Source organism: Corallococcus sp. 4LFB (assembly GCF_046520365.1).
Taxonomy (GTDB): Bacteria; Myxococcota; Myxococcia; order Myxococcales; family Myxococcaceae; genus Corallococcus; species Corallococcus caeni.
In genome coordinates, this window is record NZ_JBKGHJ010000235.1 from 1 (window position 1) to 12,953 (window position 12,953).

The 12,953-nt window shown below is 70.7% G+C and carries 14 protein-coding genes and 2 pseudogenes; 6 read left to right on the forward strand and 10 right to left on the reverse strand.

What is annotated here, in order from left to right; genetic code table 11:
- The first annotated feature begins 145 nt into the window (after positions 1 to 145).
- Positions 146 to 1,152 (forward strand): annotated as a pseudogene (locus ACLEQD_RS23635) (isocitrate/isopropylmalate dehydrogenase family protein).
- Between the two features lie 58 nt (positions 1,153 to 1,210).
- Here ACLEQD_RS23635 and ACLEQD_RS23640 read toward each other — a convergent pair.
- Genes ACLEQD_RS23640 through ACLEQD_RS23650 form a run of 3 tightly spaced genes read right to left on the reverse strand, consistent with a single transcriptional unit; the run spans position 1,211 to position 3,329 of the window.
- Positions 1,211 to 1,588, reverse strand: coding sequence for a translation initiation factor (locus ACLEQD_RS23640; protein ID WP_410386946.1), 378 nt, complete (start codon positions 1,586 to 1,588; stop codon positions 1,211 to 1,213).
- Positions 1,589 to 1,611: 23 nt separating this feature from the next.
- Positions 1,612 to 3,006, reverse strand: coding sequence for a vitamin K epoxide reductase family protein (locus ACLEQD_RS23645; RefSeq protein WP_410386948.1), 1,395 nt, complete (start codon positions 3,004 to 3,006; stop codon positions 1,612 to 1,614).
- Positions 3,003 to 3,329 (reverse strand): cupin domain-containing protein, encoded by a 327-nt coding sequence (locus ACLEQD_RS23650; RefSeq protein WP_171418199.1) that lies wholly within the window; start codon positions 3,327 to 3,329, stop codon positions 3,003 to 3,005. The genes ACLEQD_RS23645 and ACLEQD_RS23650 overlap by 4 nt, the downstream gene beginning before the upstream one ends.
- Before the next feature lie 38 nt (positions 3,330 to 3,367).
- On the opposite strand from ACLEQD_RS23650, the pseudogene ACLEQD_RS23655 reads away from it, so the two are divergent.
- A pseudogene (locus ACLEQD_RS23655) lies at positions 3,368 to 4,437 on the forward strand (YgfZ/GcvT domain-containing protein).
- A gap of 191 nt (positions 4,438 to 4,628) precedes the next feature.
- On the opposite strand, the gene ACLEQD_RS23660 reads toward ACLEQD_RS23655, so the two are convergent.
- From ACLEQD_RS23660 to ACLEQD_RS23670, 3 genes are all read right to left on the reverse strand, one after another.
- Complete coding sequence (locus ACLEQD_RS23660; RefSeq protein WP_410386950.1) at positions 4,629 to 4,850, reverse strand: hypothetical protein; 222 nt, start codon at positions 4,848 to 4,850, stop codon at positions 4,629 to 4,631.
- Positions 4,851 to 5,150: 300 nt separating this feature from the next.
- Complete coding sequence (locus ACLEQD_RS23665; protein WP_410386952.1) at positions 5,151 to 5,606, reverse strand: DUF6691 family protein; 456 nt, start codon at positions 5,604 to 5,606, stop codon at positions 5,151 to 5,153.
- 12 nt (positions 5,607 to 5,618) lie between these two features.
- Positions 5,619 to 6,044 carry a YeeE/YedE family protein gene (locus ACLEQD_RS23670; protein ID WP_410386954.1) on the reverse strand — a complete coding sequence of 142 codons (426 nt, stop codon included), beginning with the start codon at positions 6,042 to 6,044 and terminating at the stop codon, positions 5,619 to 5,621.
- A 99-nt stretch (positions 6,045 to 6,143) separates the two neighbouring features.
- Between ACLEQD_RS23670 and ACLEQD_RS23675 the strand changes: the two genes are divergently transcribed.
- From ACLEQD_RS23675 to ACLEQD_RS23685, 3 genes are read left to right on the forward strand one after another with little or no spacing between them, the layout of a single operon-like run.
- Complete coding sequence (locus ACLEQD_RS23675; RefSeq protein WP_410386955.1) at positions 6,144 to 6,845, forward strand: MBL fold metallo-hydrolase; 702 nt, start codon at positions 6,144 to 6,146, stop codon at positions 6,843 to 6,845.
- A gap of 25 nt (positions 6,846 to 6,870) precedes the next feature.
- Positions 6,871 to 7,191, forward strand: a complete 321-nt coding sequence (locus tag ACLEQD_RS23680) for a rhodanese-like domain-containing protein (protein ID WP_410386957.1) — start codon at positions 6,871 to 6,873, stop codon at positions 7,189 to 7,191.
- 28 nt (positions 7,192 to 7,219) lie between these two features.
- Positions 7,220 to 8,056 (forward strand): sulfite exporter TauE/SafE family protein, encoded by an 837-nt coding sequence (locus tag ACLEQD_RS23685; protein WP_410386959.1) that lies wholly within the window; start codon positions 7,220 to 7,222, stop codon positions 8,054 to 8,056.
- 57 nt (positions 8,057 to 8,113) lie between these two features.
- Here ACLEQD_RS23685 and ACLEQD_RS23690 read toward each other — a convergent pair whose 3' ends face one another.
- The 4 genes from ACLEQD_RS23690 to ACLEQD_RS23705 form a co-directional block, all read right to left on the reverse strand.
- Entirely contained in the window at positions 8,114 to 8,398 is a 285-nt protein-coding gene (locus ACLEQD_RS23690) for a hypothetical protein (protein WP_410386961.1), read from the reverse strand.
- A gap of 105 nt (positions 8,399 to 8,503) precedes the next feature.
- Positions 8,504 to 9,667, reverse strand: coding sequence for a 4-hydroxyphenylpyruvate dioxygenase (gene hppD / locus ACLEQD_RS23695; protein WP_410386962.1), 1,164 nt, complete (start codon positions 9,665 to 9,667; stop codon positions 8,504 to 8,506).
- A 37-nt stretch (positions 9,668 to 9,704) separates the two neighbouring features.
- Positions 9,705 to 10,364, reverse strand: coding sequence for a maleylacetoacetate isomerase (gene maiA / locus ACLEQD_RS23700; protein ID WP_410386963.1), 660 nt, complete (start codon positions 10,362 to 10,364; stop codon positions 9,705 to 9,707).
- Positions 10,361 to 11,341, reverse strand: coding sequence for a fumarylacetoacetate hydrolase family protein (locus ACLEQD_RS23705; RefSeq protein ID WP_171438632.1), 981 nt, complete (start codon positions 11,339 to 11,341; stop codon positions 10,361 to 10,363). Before ACLEQD_RS23705 ends, maiA begins: the two co-directional genes overlap by 4 nt.
- A 473-nt stretch (positions 11,342 to 11,814) precedes the next feature.
- Between ACLEQD_RS23705 and ACLEQD_RS23710 the strand changes: the two genes are divergently transcribed.
- The coding region (locus ACLEQD_RS23710) for a serine/threonine-protein kinase (protein WP_410386966.1) at positions 11,815 to 12,953 on the forward strand (1,139 nt) is incomplete at its 3' end.

Consider the following 12,953-nt stretch of genomic DNA (forward strand, 5'->3'; position numbering starts at 1 on the left):
CCGCTGACCCCCGGCTCCGAACCCGCCTGGGGAACGGCGGGGCGGCCGGACGGCCCGCCCGGGCTGATGGGGGCCATGCCCCGGGGTGAATCCCGGCCGCTTTCGCCCTTCCGGCCCCCCCGGATTTGTGGTGTGAACCGCCCCCATGGCGAACACGCGCACTGTGACGGTCATCAACGGCGACGGCATCGGTCCCGAGGTCTCCGCGGCCACCATCCGCGTCCTGGAGGCCCTCAAGGTCCCCCTGGAGTTCGAGTTCAAGGACGCGGGCACGGAGGTCGTGGCCAGATTCGGCACCAACCTGCCCCACGAGACGGTGGAGGCGGTGCTGCGCAGCGGCGTGGCGCTCAAGGGCCCCACCGGCACCGTCGTGGGCGCGGCCTGCCGTCCGCGAACGTGGGCCTGCGCAAGCGGCTGGACCTGTACTCGTCCCTGCGCCCGGTGAAGAGCGTCCCCAACGTCAAGACGCGCTACGAGAACGTGGACCTGGTGGTGGTCCGTGAGAACACCGAGGACCTCTACGCGGGCCTGGAGCACATCGTGGTGCCGGGCGTCGTGGAGGCCATCAAGGTCATCACGGAGAAGGCCTCCACGCGCATCGCGCGCTTCGCCTTCGAGTACGCGAAGAAGAACGGCCGCAAGAAGGTGTCCGCCATCCACAAGGCGAACATCATGAAGCTGTCGGACGGCCTCTTCCTGGACTGCTGCCGCAAGGTGAGCCGCGAGTTCCCGGAGGTCGCCTACGACGAGGTCATCGTCGACAACCTCTGCATGCAGTTGGTGAAGGACCCGACCCGCTTCGACGTGATGGTGCTGGAGAACCTCTACGGCGACATCGTCAGCGACCTGTGCGCGGGCCTGGTGGGCGGCCTGGGCATGGTGCCGGGCGCCAACATCGGCGAGCGCACCGCCGTCTTCGAGGCCGTGCACGGCACCGCCCCGGACATCGCGGGCAAGGGCATCGCGAACCCCACCGCGCTGATGATGTCCGCGGTGATGATGCTGGAGTGGCTGGACCTGCGTGAGGCGTCCCAGCGCATGGCCAACGCCATCCAGAAGGTCTACGGCGGCGAGTCGAAGGTGCGCACCGGCGACCTGGGCGGCAGCGCCACCACGCGCGAGTTCACCGACGCCATCATCGCCGCGCTGTAGTCCCTTCCCGCGGCGCTTGAAGGGGGCGGGAGGGTTTCCTCCGGCCCCCTTCGTGTTTTCAGCCGACGATGACCTTGCGCACGCCCCGCGCCTCCAGCAGCGCGGGAAGCCGTTCGCGCTGGTCGCCCTGCAACACCAGCGCGTCCTCCTCCACCACGCCGCCGCAGCCCAGGCCGCCCTTGAGCGCCTTGAGCCAGGTGTCGAGCTGGGCCGCGGGCAGCCCCAGCTGCTCCACCACCGTCACCTCCTTGCCGCCCCGGCCCTTGCGCTCCATGCGCACCACGGCGCGCGCGGGGCCCTTGGGCTCCGGCTTCTGCCGGGACGGAGGAGGGGGTGGCCCCACGGGCAGCGCTTCCCGCTGCGCGGACAGGGCGGCGAAGGGGTTGTTGAAGGGCCCCGGCGGCGGGGCCTCGTCCTTCTTGTCGCGCTTGCCCATGGCGTCCTTCGGCTCCCTGCCCCTTACGGGTGGGCGTGGCCCTCGTGGCCCCCGGCGGAGCCGCGCGAGCGCGGAGGCGGCAGGGTGCTGAAGGCCGGGGCGTCGGGGTTGCCGCTCGCCAGCACCAGCGCGTAGATGAGCGGCGCGGACGGCGGCACCTCGCGGCCGTTCACCAGCACCAGCGGCGTGCCCTGGATGTTGAAGCGCATGGCGTATTCAACGTCCTGGCGCAGCTTCCCGATGGTCTCCGGCGCCGTCATGCACGCCTCCAGCTGCGGGCGCGCCACGGAGCCGGAGGTGGCGATCTCCATCACCTTGTCGGTGTCCAGGAAGGCCTGCGCGGCGAAGAGCTTCTCGCGCAGCGTCCAGAAGTCCTTCGCGCCCTCCAGGCACACCGTGGCCCGGGCCGCGGCGCAGCGCACGCTGAGCGCGTCCGGCCCGCGGTTGGGGATGGCCGGGTTGCACTGGCCGTCCAGCGGGAACTGCCGCGCCTCCACGGACAGCATGCCCTTGGGGGCGTGCTGCTTGATGAGGGCCAGCTCCTCCACCAGCGCCTTGCAGTGGGGGCACTTGCTGTCGGTCCACTCCAGCACCTTCACCGGCGCGTCCGGCGGCCCGAAGAGGTTGCGCGGCGGATAGGCCGCCAGCTTCGGCTGCGCCGCCCGGTACATGGCCAGCGCGTCCGACAGGAACTGGAGCTGATCCGCCGGCAGGCTGGCGAGGAACGCGTCCAGCGTGGCCGGCGGCGGGGGCGCGGGCGGCGTGGCGCTGGACGGGTCCTGCGTCTGGGTGGAGGCCACCGGCGGCAGGAAGGCGCCGGCCTTCTGCGCGTGCGGCGTGGCCCGGCCGGGCATCAGCATGGCCACGAACGCGACGGCGCAGAGGCCCACGGTCCACTTGAGCGTGTCGCCCCACTCGCCCGCCTGGGGCAGGAAGGGCCCGGGCAGGCCGCGCCACGCCACGCCCGCGAACGCGAGCACCAGCACGTAGGTGCCCAGGCACGTGGGGCACACCACGCCCACCCGGGCGCTGACGGTGGCGAAGACGGCGACGGACACGACGCCCGCGACCGCCAGCAGGCGCAGGCCGCTGGCCGCCGGACGCACGGAGCGCCCCGCCTTGGCCCACGCGAGGTACAGCGCCGCGAGGCCCACTGCGGTGAGCCCCCACACGAGCCCGAGGCCCGCGATGGGGATGCCCAGCGTGTCGTGCACCGCGCTGGCGAAGTCCGAGTTCCAGACGGTCTCGCAGTTGACGTGCGCGTTGATGCCGCAGCTGGTGGCGCCACCGGCGCGCAGCGTGAGCAGCTCCATCCATTGGTAGACGGCGAGCGCACTGGTGAGGAGGCCCAGCACCAGCAGCGCGAGTGCGCCACGGGTGGGGACGGGGGCGGCCGGGGTCGGGGCCTTCTTGCTCATGCGTGCTCCGGAGGCGGGGTCATCAGGACGAGGAGGCGGGCGTTGTCCGGGCCGTCGTTGACGACGCCGTGTTCGGTGCCCGCGGGGGCGAAGAGGGTGGAGCCGGGGCCATGCGCCGCTTCCTCGTCGCCGATGCGGAAGCGGCAGCTTCCCTCCAGCACGAGGTACACCTTGTCGGACGTGGCGTGCCGGTGGGGCTTCTGCGCCTGGCCCGGGGCCAGGCAGTAGACGTCGAGGAAGAAGCGACCCGACTGGAAGACGGTGTGCTTCTGGAGCTTCTCCGTCGAGAAGCCCTGGAAGGCCGAAAGCTGCTTCACATCCATCGTGGCATCCGCTCCTGCGCCTCTATATAGCGACGGGCATGGAACCGCTGACGCTGCATTTTGTTCACGAGCGGGTGGGTGCCCGCTTCATTCCGGTGGGCGGCCGTGAAGTCGTGGCCGGGTATGGAGACGTGGGCGCGGAGTATGGCGCGGCGCGCGACGCCGTGGCACTGCACGATGCGTCCTACCGCGAAATCCTCCGGATAACGGGGGAGGATCGCGCCTCCTTCCTCCACGGCATGGTGACCCAGGAGGTGAAGAACCTCCCGGTCGGCTCGGCCGCCTATGCCGCCTTCATCACGGTGAAGGGCGCCATGGTGGGAGATGCACGCATCCTCAAGCGGGAGGACGACCTCCTGCTGGACCTGGAGCCCGGCCTGGGCGCCAAGGTGCGGGAGTTCCTGGACAAGTACCTCATCTCCGAGGACGCGGAGCTGCACGACGGCACCCCGGACCAGGCCTGGCTGAAGCTGCTCGGTCCCCGGACGGCCCAGGTGCTGGCCGCCGTCCTGGGCGGCCCCTTCGAGCCCCCCGCCCCCCTGTCCAGCCGCAAGGCGACCCTGGCCGGTCAGGACGTGTGGCTCCTGGGGACGGCGCTGCCGGGCGGGCTGTCCGGCGTGGACGTCCTGGTGCCGCGCGCGGGGCTGGAGGCGGTGTGGGCGCGCTCGCCGGGGCCGGCGGGGTGACGCCGGTGGGGTTCGACGCGATGGAGCTGGTGCGGGTGGAGGCGGGGGTGCCGCGCTACGGGCAGGACATGGTGGACACCACCATCCCGCTGGAGGCGAACCTCACGAACGCCATCTCCTACAACAAGGGTTGCTACATCGGGCAGGAGGTCATCGCCCGGGCCACCTTCCGCGGGCACATGAACCGCAAGCTGGCGGGGCTGCTGCTGGGTGAGCAGGACGTGGCGCCCGGCACGGAGCTGCGCCGCGGGGAGAAGAAGGTGGGCTGGGTGACCAGCGTCGTGAGCTCCCCGGCGAAGGGGCAGCGGGTGGCGCTGGGCTACGTGCACCGCGACTCGCTGGAGCCGGGCACGGAGCTGACGCTGGGCGGAGAAGGCGCGGGCACCGTCACGGTGTCCGCCCTGCCCTTCACGGCCGCGTGACGCGTCCCGGCGTTCAATTCCTCTCAAGAGCAGGCCGCCTCGTCTGCCCTTGAAAGCAGGGACAGCGCAAGGACGGGGTTGCCGTCCTTCACGGCAATCCCCCCAGGGGACCTCCCCTGCGTCTGTCATTCATCGCGGCGTTGCCAATGAGGGGCATGGGGGATTCGCGCCGCAACAAACGTGCTTCGTCCTCACCTCCACAGGTTACGCAACATCGCGCGCGGCCCTTCCTTGAGCAGCGTCAGCAACATCGCCAGGACGAACAGCAGCAGCAGCAAGAGGATGGGGCCCAGGACGACGCCTCCGAGCAGTCCTGCCACCGCCCAGCCGATTCCCGACCCGAAGCCCCACACGGCTCCCGTCACGCCACCCACCGCGGCTCCCAGCAGGATGATGGGCTCAATGAGGGTCATGGGGGGTTGGCGTCGCAGGACACGTACTTCGTCCCAATGGGGCAGCCCGCCAGGGCGCACTGTGGCGCCTTCCTTGCCACTTTGTCCTTCTCAATCAGCGCCTGGGGGTCATCCCCGTTCGCGCAGGACAGAGACTGCCCGCTTCCCACAAGGGAAGACAGGGGTGGGGCTTTCCTTCCGCGAACGCGGCGGGAAGGGCTCGACGCGCCCTTCATGAAGAGCTGGAGCAGGTAGCCGCGCTCCTTCTCCACCCACGGGTGGGCAGGTGCTCCAGGGCACGTTCGATGAAGGCGCGGGTGCTCACGGTCTGGGGAAAGGGACGGCGCCCGTTCTGTCCGGGACGCGCCGCGCCTGGAGCACCTGGGCGAGGTACATGCCGGCGAACATCGCGGGCACGAAGACGAGCAGCTGCGACGCTCCGGTGGCGAGCGAGGTGAGCGCGGGGCCGGGACAGTAGCCGCCGATCCCCCAGCCCACGCCGAAGAGGGCCGCGCCCACGAGGAGCTTCGGGTCCGGCTTGCTGGCGGAGAGGGTCGGGAACTTCGCGGCGAACAGGGGCTTCTCGCGCTGGTGGATGAAGGGCCGCAGCGCCGCGTGCACGGCGATGGCGCCGCCCATCACGAACATGAGCCGGTAGTCCCAGTCCCCGGCGAGGTCGAGGAAGCCCAGGACGTTGGCCGGGTCCGTCATGCCGCCAACCCCCAGGCCGATGGCGAAGAGCAGACCGCTGAGGAATGCACTGATGTTTGAACGCATGGAGAGCTCTCTCTAGAGGACGTGGCGGACCAGGAAGACGGTGAGGACGCCGGTGGCCATGAAGGTGAGCGTGGCCAGGATGGAGCGGACCGAGCCCCGGCTGATGCCGCAGACGCCGTGCCCGCTGGTGCAGCCGTTGCCCAGCCGCGAGCCGAAGCCCACCAGCAGGCCCGCCGCCACCAGGAGTCCGGCGCCGCCCGCGCTCAGCGATGCCGGGGGCGCGAAGGAGCCGGGGCGCAGCCACGCCAGCAGCAGGCCGCCGGTGAGCAGCCCCCCGAAGAAGAGCACGCGCCAGGCGATGTCGCCGCGGACGGGCGCCAGCAGCGAGCCCACGATGCCGCTGATGCCGGCCACCCGGCCACTGGCCAGCAGGAGCAATGAGGCGCTCAACCCAATGAGCGCTCCTCCGAGAAGGGGAGGAAGGAGGGAGGAGATCATGTCCCGTGAGAGCCAGATTCAAGGGGAAAGGATTCCGCCAGGGGGAGGCCCTGAATCCTCCAGCCCGCCCCCTGGCTCTCACGGACAGGAGGCTACGACATGATTTTCCGCCAGCTTTTCGATACCGAGTCCTCGACGTACACCTATCTCCTCGGTGACGAGGCCACGCGCCAGGCCGTCCTCATCGACCCCGTGCTGGAGCAGGTCGACCGGGACCTGCGGCTGGTGGGCGAGCTGGGCCTCACCCTCACGCACGTCTTCGACACCCACGTGCACGCGGACCACGTCACCGCGTCCGGCGTGCTGCGCGAGCGCACGCAGGCCACGGTGGTGGGGAGCGTGGGAGGCGCCGCCTGCGCCAACGTCCAGGTCCGCCACGGGGACGAGGTGCGCGTCGGACAGCTCGTCTTCCAGGTGCTGGCCACCCCGGGGCACACGGACGACAGCGTCAGCTACCTCCTGGGAGACCGCGTCTTCACCGGGGACGCGCTGCTCGTGCGCGGCAACGGCCGCACCGACTTCCAGAACGGCAACGCGAGCCAGCTCTACGACAGCCTCACCCGCGTCCTCTTCAGCCTGCCGGACGAGACGCTCGTCTACCCCGCGCACGACTACCACGGTCACCTGGTGACGAGCATCGGCGAGGAGAAGCGGCACAACCCGCGCGTCGCCGGCAAGAGCCGGGAGGAGTTCATCACCATCATGGAGAACCTCCACCTGCCCAAGCCGAAGAAGATCGACCTCGCCGTCCCCGCCAACCGCGCCTGTGGACACACGGCGCCTTCCCCGCAGGGGGCCTGAAGTCCCCTGCCAACAGGAGCGAGCCATGACCCCCCACCCCTATCAGGACCTCACCCCCTCGCAGCTCGACACGCTGGGCCCGGAGGTGCGGCGCATCGACGTGCGCGAGCCGGACGAGTTCACGGGCCCCCTGGGCCACCTTCCCGGCGCGGAGCTCGTCCCGCTGGGCACGCTGGAGGCGGCGGCCGCGTCGTGGCCGCGGGAGCAGCCGCTGCTGCTCATCTGCCGCTCGGGCGGCCGCTCCGCGAAGGCGGCCCAGGCGCTCGCCCGCGGCGGCTTCCAACACCTCTACAACCTGGCGGGCGGGATGCTCGCCGTGCGCGAGCCGCACGCGCCCCAACGTTGAGGCGCGCGCCGCCTCGGAAACAGACCCCATGCCCATCCTCGGCTTCTCTCTCGCGGCCCTGATTGGCCTGTCGCTCGGCCTGCTCGGCGGCGGCGGCTCCATCATCACCGTCCCCATCCTCGTGTACGTCCTGGGCTTCGGGGCCAAGCAGTCCATCGCCATGGGGCTGGCCGTGGTGGGCGTCACCAGCCTCTTCGGCGCGGCGAGCCACTGGCGCCGGGGCAACGTCCAGCTCCGGGCGGCCCTGGTCTTCGGCGGGGTGGCCATGGCGGGCACCTACGCGGGCGCGCGCCTCTCCGCCTTCGTGTCGGGCACCCTGCAGCTGCTGCTCTTCGCCACGGTGATGCTCGTGGCCGCCTTCTTCATGTTCCGCAACGGCCGCAAGGAGGCCGCGCTCGCCGCGCGCAAGGAGGCCGCGCCCGTGCCCGAGCCGCGCAAGGCGTCCTTCCCGGTCATGGCCCTGGCCGCGCTCGGCGTGGGCGGGCTCACGGGGCTCGTCGGGGTGGGCGGCGGCTTCCTCATCGTCCCGGCGCTGGTGCTGCTGGTGGGCCTCCCGATGAAGCAGGCGGTGGGCACGAGCCTGCTCGTCATCGCCCTCAACTCCTTCGTGGGCTTCGCCGGCTACCTTGGCCACGTCGAGGTGCCCTGGCTCTACCTCGGCATCTTCACGGCCATCGCCGTGGTGGGCATCCTGCTGGGCACCTGGGCCTCCCACTTCGTCTCGCAGGCGGCCCTCAAGCGGGCCTTCTCCGCCTTCCTCGTCGTGATGGGCGCCTTCATCATGTTCAAGAACCGGGAAGCGCTGGCACAGGGGGGCCATGAGCCCGCGCCCCGCGCCGCCTCCGCCACGCCGCACGACCGCTGAAAGTCCTCGGGGCTCCGGAGAGGAGCCCCCTGGCCGGGCCGAGGACAGCCGCCGCGGCTACGGACTCGCTGGCGGCGCGTCGCAGTACACGTACTTCGTCCCAACCGAGCAGCCCGCGACGGCGCACTGCGGATCCTTCTTCGCCTCCTGGTCCTTCTCGATGAGAGCCTGGAGGTCGTCGCCGTTCGCGCAGGACAGGCACTGCACCTTCGGCTCCACGCCGCCGCAGCAGCCACAGCCGCAGGCGACGTAGGTGGCGGTGCAGTCCACCGGGGGCGCGTCCGATGCCTGACAGCCCCACCCCAGCACGCCCACCAGCATCAGCGGCATGAGCCTTCGCATGGGGAAAACATAGGCCATCCCCCGGACGAAGAAACCCCACCGCCCGCTCCCCGCGAAGGGAAGGCAGGGGTGGGGCTTTCCTTTCCGCGAACGCGGCGGGAAGGGCTAGACGCGCCCTTCGGCCTTCTGCGCGCGCTCGATGCTCTCGAACAGGGCGCGGAAGTTGCCGCCGCCGAAGCCCTGGTCGCCCTTGCGCTGGATGATTTCGTAGAAGAACGGGCCCGCGTCCGCCTGCTTGTAGAGGCTCGCCGCGTCCTTCATGAAGATCTGGAGCATGTAGCTGCGCTCCTTGTCCCCGTCGATGAGCACCTCCAGCTCGCGCAGGACGTTGATGTCCTCGTCGATCTTCTTGATGCCCATGCGCTGGATGCGGTCCGGCAGCGCGTCGTAGTACGAGCCCGGCGTGGGCATGAACTGGATGCCCGCGTTCTGCCGCATGTCCTTCACGGAGGACAGGATGTCCTTCACCGTGATGGCCAGGTGCTGCACGCCGTCACCGCGGTGGTCCTCGTTGAAGATGTTGATCTGGCTGGCCTTGAAGAACGGGAACTTGGGCTCGTTGTTCGCGAACTTCACGCCGCTCTTTGGATCCCACATCACCTCCGACTTCAGGCCGCTGCCGTGGTCGCGCTTCTGCTGCGACGCCACGTCGTCGGTGTGGAACTCGATGTGCCAGAACTTCTCGAAGCCCATCACGTGCTCCATCCACAGGAGCATGGGCTTCATCGTCTGGAAGTTCGACGTGACGTGGTCCAGCTTGTCGAAGCCGTACTTGTTCTGGCCGCCCTTGGGCTGCGCGTGCACCTGGAAGCCCGGGTAGATGGACTTGTAGTTGTTCCGCTGCAGGAAGCGGAACGTGGTGTCGCCAAACGGCGTCGTGATGGAGAAGAACGCCAGCTTGCCGCCCGCGTCGTCCGTGAAGCGCTGGATGTCCGTGATGAACGTGGCGCCGCGCTGCTCCAGCAGCTTGAACGCCTTCTCCACGTCCTCCACCTCGAAGTTCAGCGTGCCCACGCCGTCCGGGTGCTTGCGCAGGTAGCGCCACGCGCGGCCGCCCTCGCCGACAGGCTGGCTCACCACCAGCGCAATCTCACCGGCCTGGAACAGCGCGGACTTCTGCTTGCCGTGCGCCTCCAGCTCCGGGCTGGAGACCGCCACCTCCGCGAAGTCCAACCCCTTCGTGTAGAACTGGCGGCTGCGCTCCAGGTCATGCACGTACCAGTGGATGCTCTCCAGGGCCTTGATGCCCAGCGATTCCTGCTTGGCCATGTCGCTGACTCCTCGTGATGAAGAAGATGGTTCGTGATTACGCCGGCTGCGCGTCGGGCTGCCGGTCCGGCTGCGCCGCCTGGAAGGCGGGAAGTTCGTTGCACGCCGCTTCAATCCGCAAGAGCGTGGGATGGGGCTTCAGGTCTACACCGAACCGGCGGGCCCCGTAGAGCTGGGGAACGAGCAGGACGTCCGCGAACGACACTGCGTCTCCCACACAGTAACGGCCCGCCGTCTCCTGCACCGCCGCCTCCAGCGCCCTCAGCCCGTGCGCGTTCCAGTGCGCCGCCCAGGCCTTCTCGTCCGCCTTCAGCTCGTTCTTGATGCGCAGCGTCACCGACGTGTTCTGAAGGGGCTGCATGCCGGCGTTCACCATCTCCGCCAGCATGCGCGCCTTCGCGCGGAGGTACGCGTCGCCGGGCAGGAGGGCGGGCGAGGGCACGCGCTCCTCCAGGTACTCCAGGATGGCCATGGACTCGGAGAGCCTGCGCGCCTGCCCGTCCGCCTCCGTCCACTCCAGCGTGGGCACGCGGGCCATGGGGTTCTTGGCCCGGTAGGCGTCCGTGAACTGCTGGCCGCCGTCCTGGAGCAGGTGCACCGCCAGGTACTCGAAGGGGAGCCCCTTCCAGTGGAGCGCGATGCGCACGCGCCAGGACGCGGACGAGCGCCAGTAGCTGGAGAGCCGCAGGGTCCTCATGGCGCCTTCACCACCGTCTGGGAGATGCGGCCGAAGAGGCTGTGCCCCTCCCCGTCCAGCATCTCAATCTCGATGGTGTCGCCGGGCTTCATGAAGGGCGTCTTCGGCTTCCCCTCGTCGATGGTCTCAATCATCCGGCGCTCGGCGAGGCAGGAGATGCCGCGCGTGCGGTCCTCGTTGGACACCGTGCCGCTGCCCAGGATGGTGCCCGCGGTGAAGGCGCGCGTGCGCGTCAGGTGCTGGATGAGGTCGCGGAAGGAGAAGTGCATCTCCGGGCCCGCGTCCGCGTCGCCCACGAGCTGGCCGTTGAGCGTGCTGCGCATGCGCAGGTGCACCCGGCCGTCCTGCCACGCGGCGCCCAGCTCGTCCGGCGTCAGCGCGAAGGGGCTGAACGCGGTGGCGGGCTTGCTCTGGAAGAAGCCGAAGCCCTTGGCCAGCTCCTCCGGGATGAGGTTCCGCAGGGACACGTCGTTGGCGATCATCACCAGCTTGATGTGCCTGTCCGCGTCCTCGGCCTTCGTGCCCATGGGCGTGTCGCCCAGCACGACGCAGACCTCGCTCTCGAAGTCCAGGCCCCACGCCTCGTCGCGCAGGGGGATGTCCTGCGTGGGCCCCAGGAAGTCGCCGGAGCCGCCCTGGTACACCAGCGGGTCCGTGCGCAGCGTGGCGGGCGGCTCCGCGTTGCGCGCCTTGCGCACCAGCACCACGTGGTTGATGTACGCGCTGCCGTCCACCCACTCGTAGGCGCGCGGCAGGGGCGCGTGCAGCGCCTTCACGTCCAGCGGGCGGCTCTGCACCGCGCCGGCTTCCAGCTGCTGCGCCAGCGCGCGCAGCTGCGGCTCCTTCTGGTCCCAGTCATCCAGGGCCGCTTGCAGCGTGAGGGCCACGTTGGTGGCCAGCGCGTAGGCGGAGTTGTCCCGCTTGACGACGATGAGCCGCCCGTCGCGGGTTCCGTCCCTGAGCGTCGCGAGCTTCAATTCCGCGCTCCCTCGGCGGCCTGCGGGGGAGGAAGGGGGAGGCCGCCTGACCCGACGGGCTTTTCCGCCGGGCCACCAGGGGAGTCAAGCACACCCGTTGAACGCGGCGCGGCATCCTTCCTCCCTCCAGCAACGCTGCTGGCCGCACGCATTCGCGTGGCTGTCGGCTGACGGACGATGCGCGGCCCTCCCCGCGCCCCCTGGTGGAAACCCACGAGCCTGGCGGAAAAGCAGCTGGGGAGCGGGGAGCGGGGCGCTGGCGGGCCGCCTGCCCCACGAACAGCCAGGGGGCACCAGGGGACGGGCGCGGGAAGCAGGAGCGTGCCGACTGTTCAAATCCCGAGCAGCCCACGCGAGGCGTGGGTTGCTCCCCCCTGGCAGGGACCCGGGCGGCAACCCAGCTTGTGGAAGAGGGACGTCCGGCCGACCGCGCCGCCGGGGCGACGCGGTGGAGGGGCTCGCGAGGGTACTGAATGGCGCAAGGCTTCCAACAGGCCGGCGACACCCCTGGGGAGCCACACCCGGGCCAGCGGCTGGGCAACCGCTACGAGCTGCGCCAGCGGGTGAAGGCCGGCCGGGGCATCTCCAGCTGGCAGGGGGTGGACCTCCTCACGCACGAGCGCGTGCTCGTGAAGGTCACCCCCCTGTCCGCCTTCGTCCCCACGGCCCGCCACCGGCTGGAGCACGAGGCGCAGGTGCTGGCGCGGCTGCACGACCCCGCGCTCGTGCCCGTGCGGGACCTGGGCACCTTCGACGACCTGCTCTACCTGGTCACGGCCTGGGTGGACGGCGAGACGCTGGAGGCGCGCCTGCAGCGCGGCCCCCTGTCCCTGCCGGAGGCCATCGTCCTGGGCCAGCGCCTGCTGAGGGCGCTCGCGGAGGCGCACCGCGAGGGCGTCCTGCACCGCGACGTGAAGCCCTCCAACATCCTGGTGCGCGACCACCCGCTGTCGACCGCGTGGCTCACCGACTTCGGCCTGTCGCGCAGCGAGCGGCTGGACCCGTCCCTGCGCGATTTGCCCGTGGGCACCGCGCGCTACCTGTCGCCGGAGCAGGCGGGGCTCCTCAACCGGCCGGTGGAGGCTCCGTCGGACCTGTACGCGGTAGGCCTGGTGCTCTTCGAGGCGCTGTCCGGCCGCCCCGCGCTGGAGGGCGCGACGGTGGGCGAGGTGCTTCGCCTGCACCTCACCGCGCACCCGCGCCTGCGGCCCGTGGGCGTGGAGGTGCCGCTGGCGATGGAGGAGCTCATCGCCCGCCTGAGCCAGACCGACCCGCGCGACCGCTACCAGTCCGCGGACGCCGCGCTCGCGGACCTGAACGCGCTGGAGGCCGCGCTGTCGCGGGGGGAGGCGGAGCCCGCGCTCGTCACCGGCGCGCACGACCACCGCCAGAGCCTCACCGAGCCGTCCTTCGTGGGCCGCCGCGAGGAGCTGATGACGCTGGAGCGCGAGCTGGAGCACACGTGCGAGGACGCTCGCGCGCCGTGGTGTGGAGGCGAGTCCGGCGGCGGCAAGACGCCGGCTCCTGGAGGAGTTCTCCGCCCGCGCCGTGGGCCAGCGCGCGTGGTGCTGCATGGCCAAGCGCAGGACCAGGCGCGCAGCGCCCTTCCAGC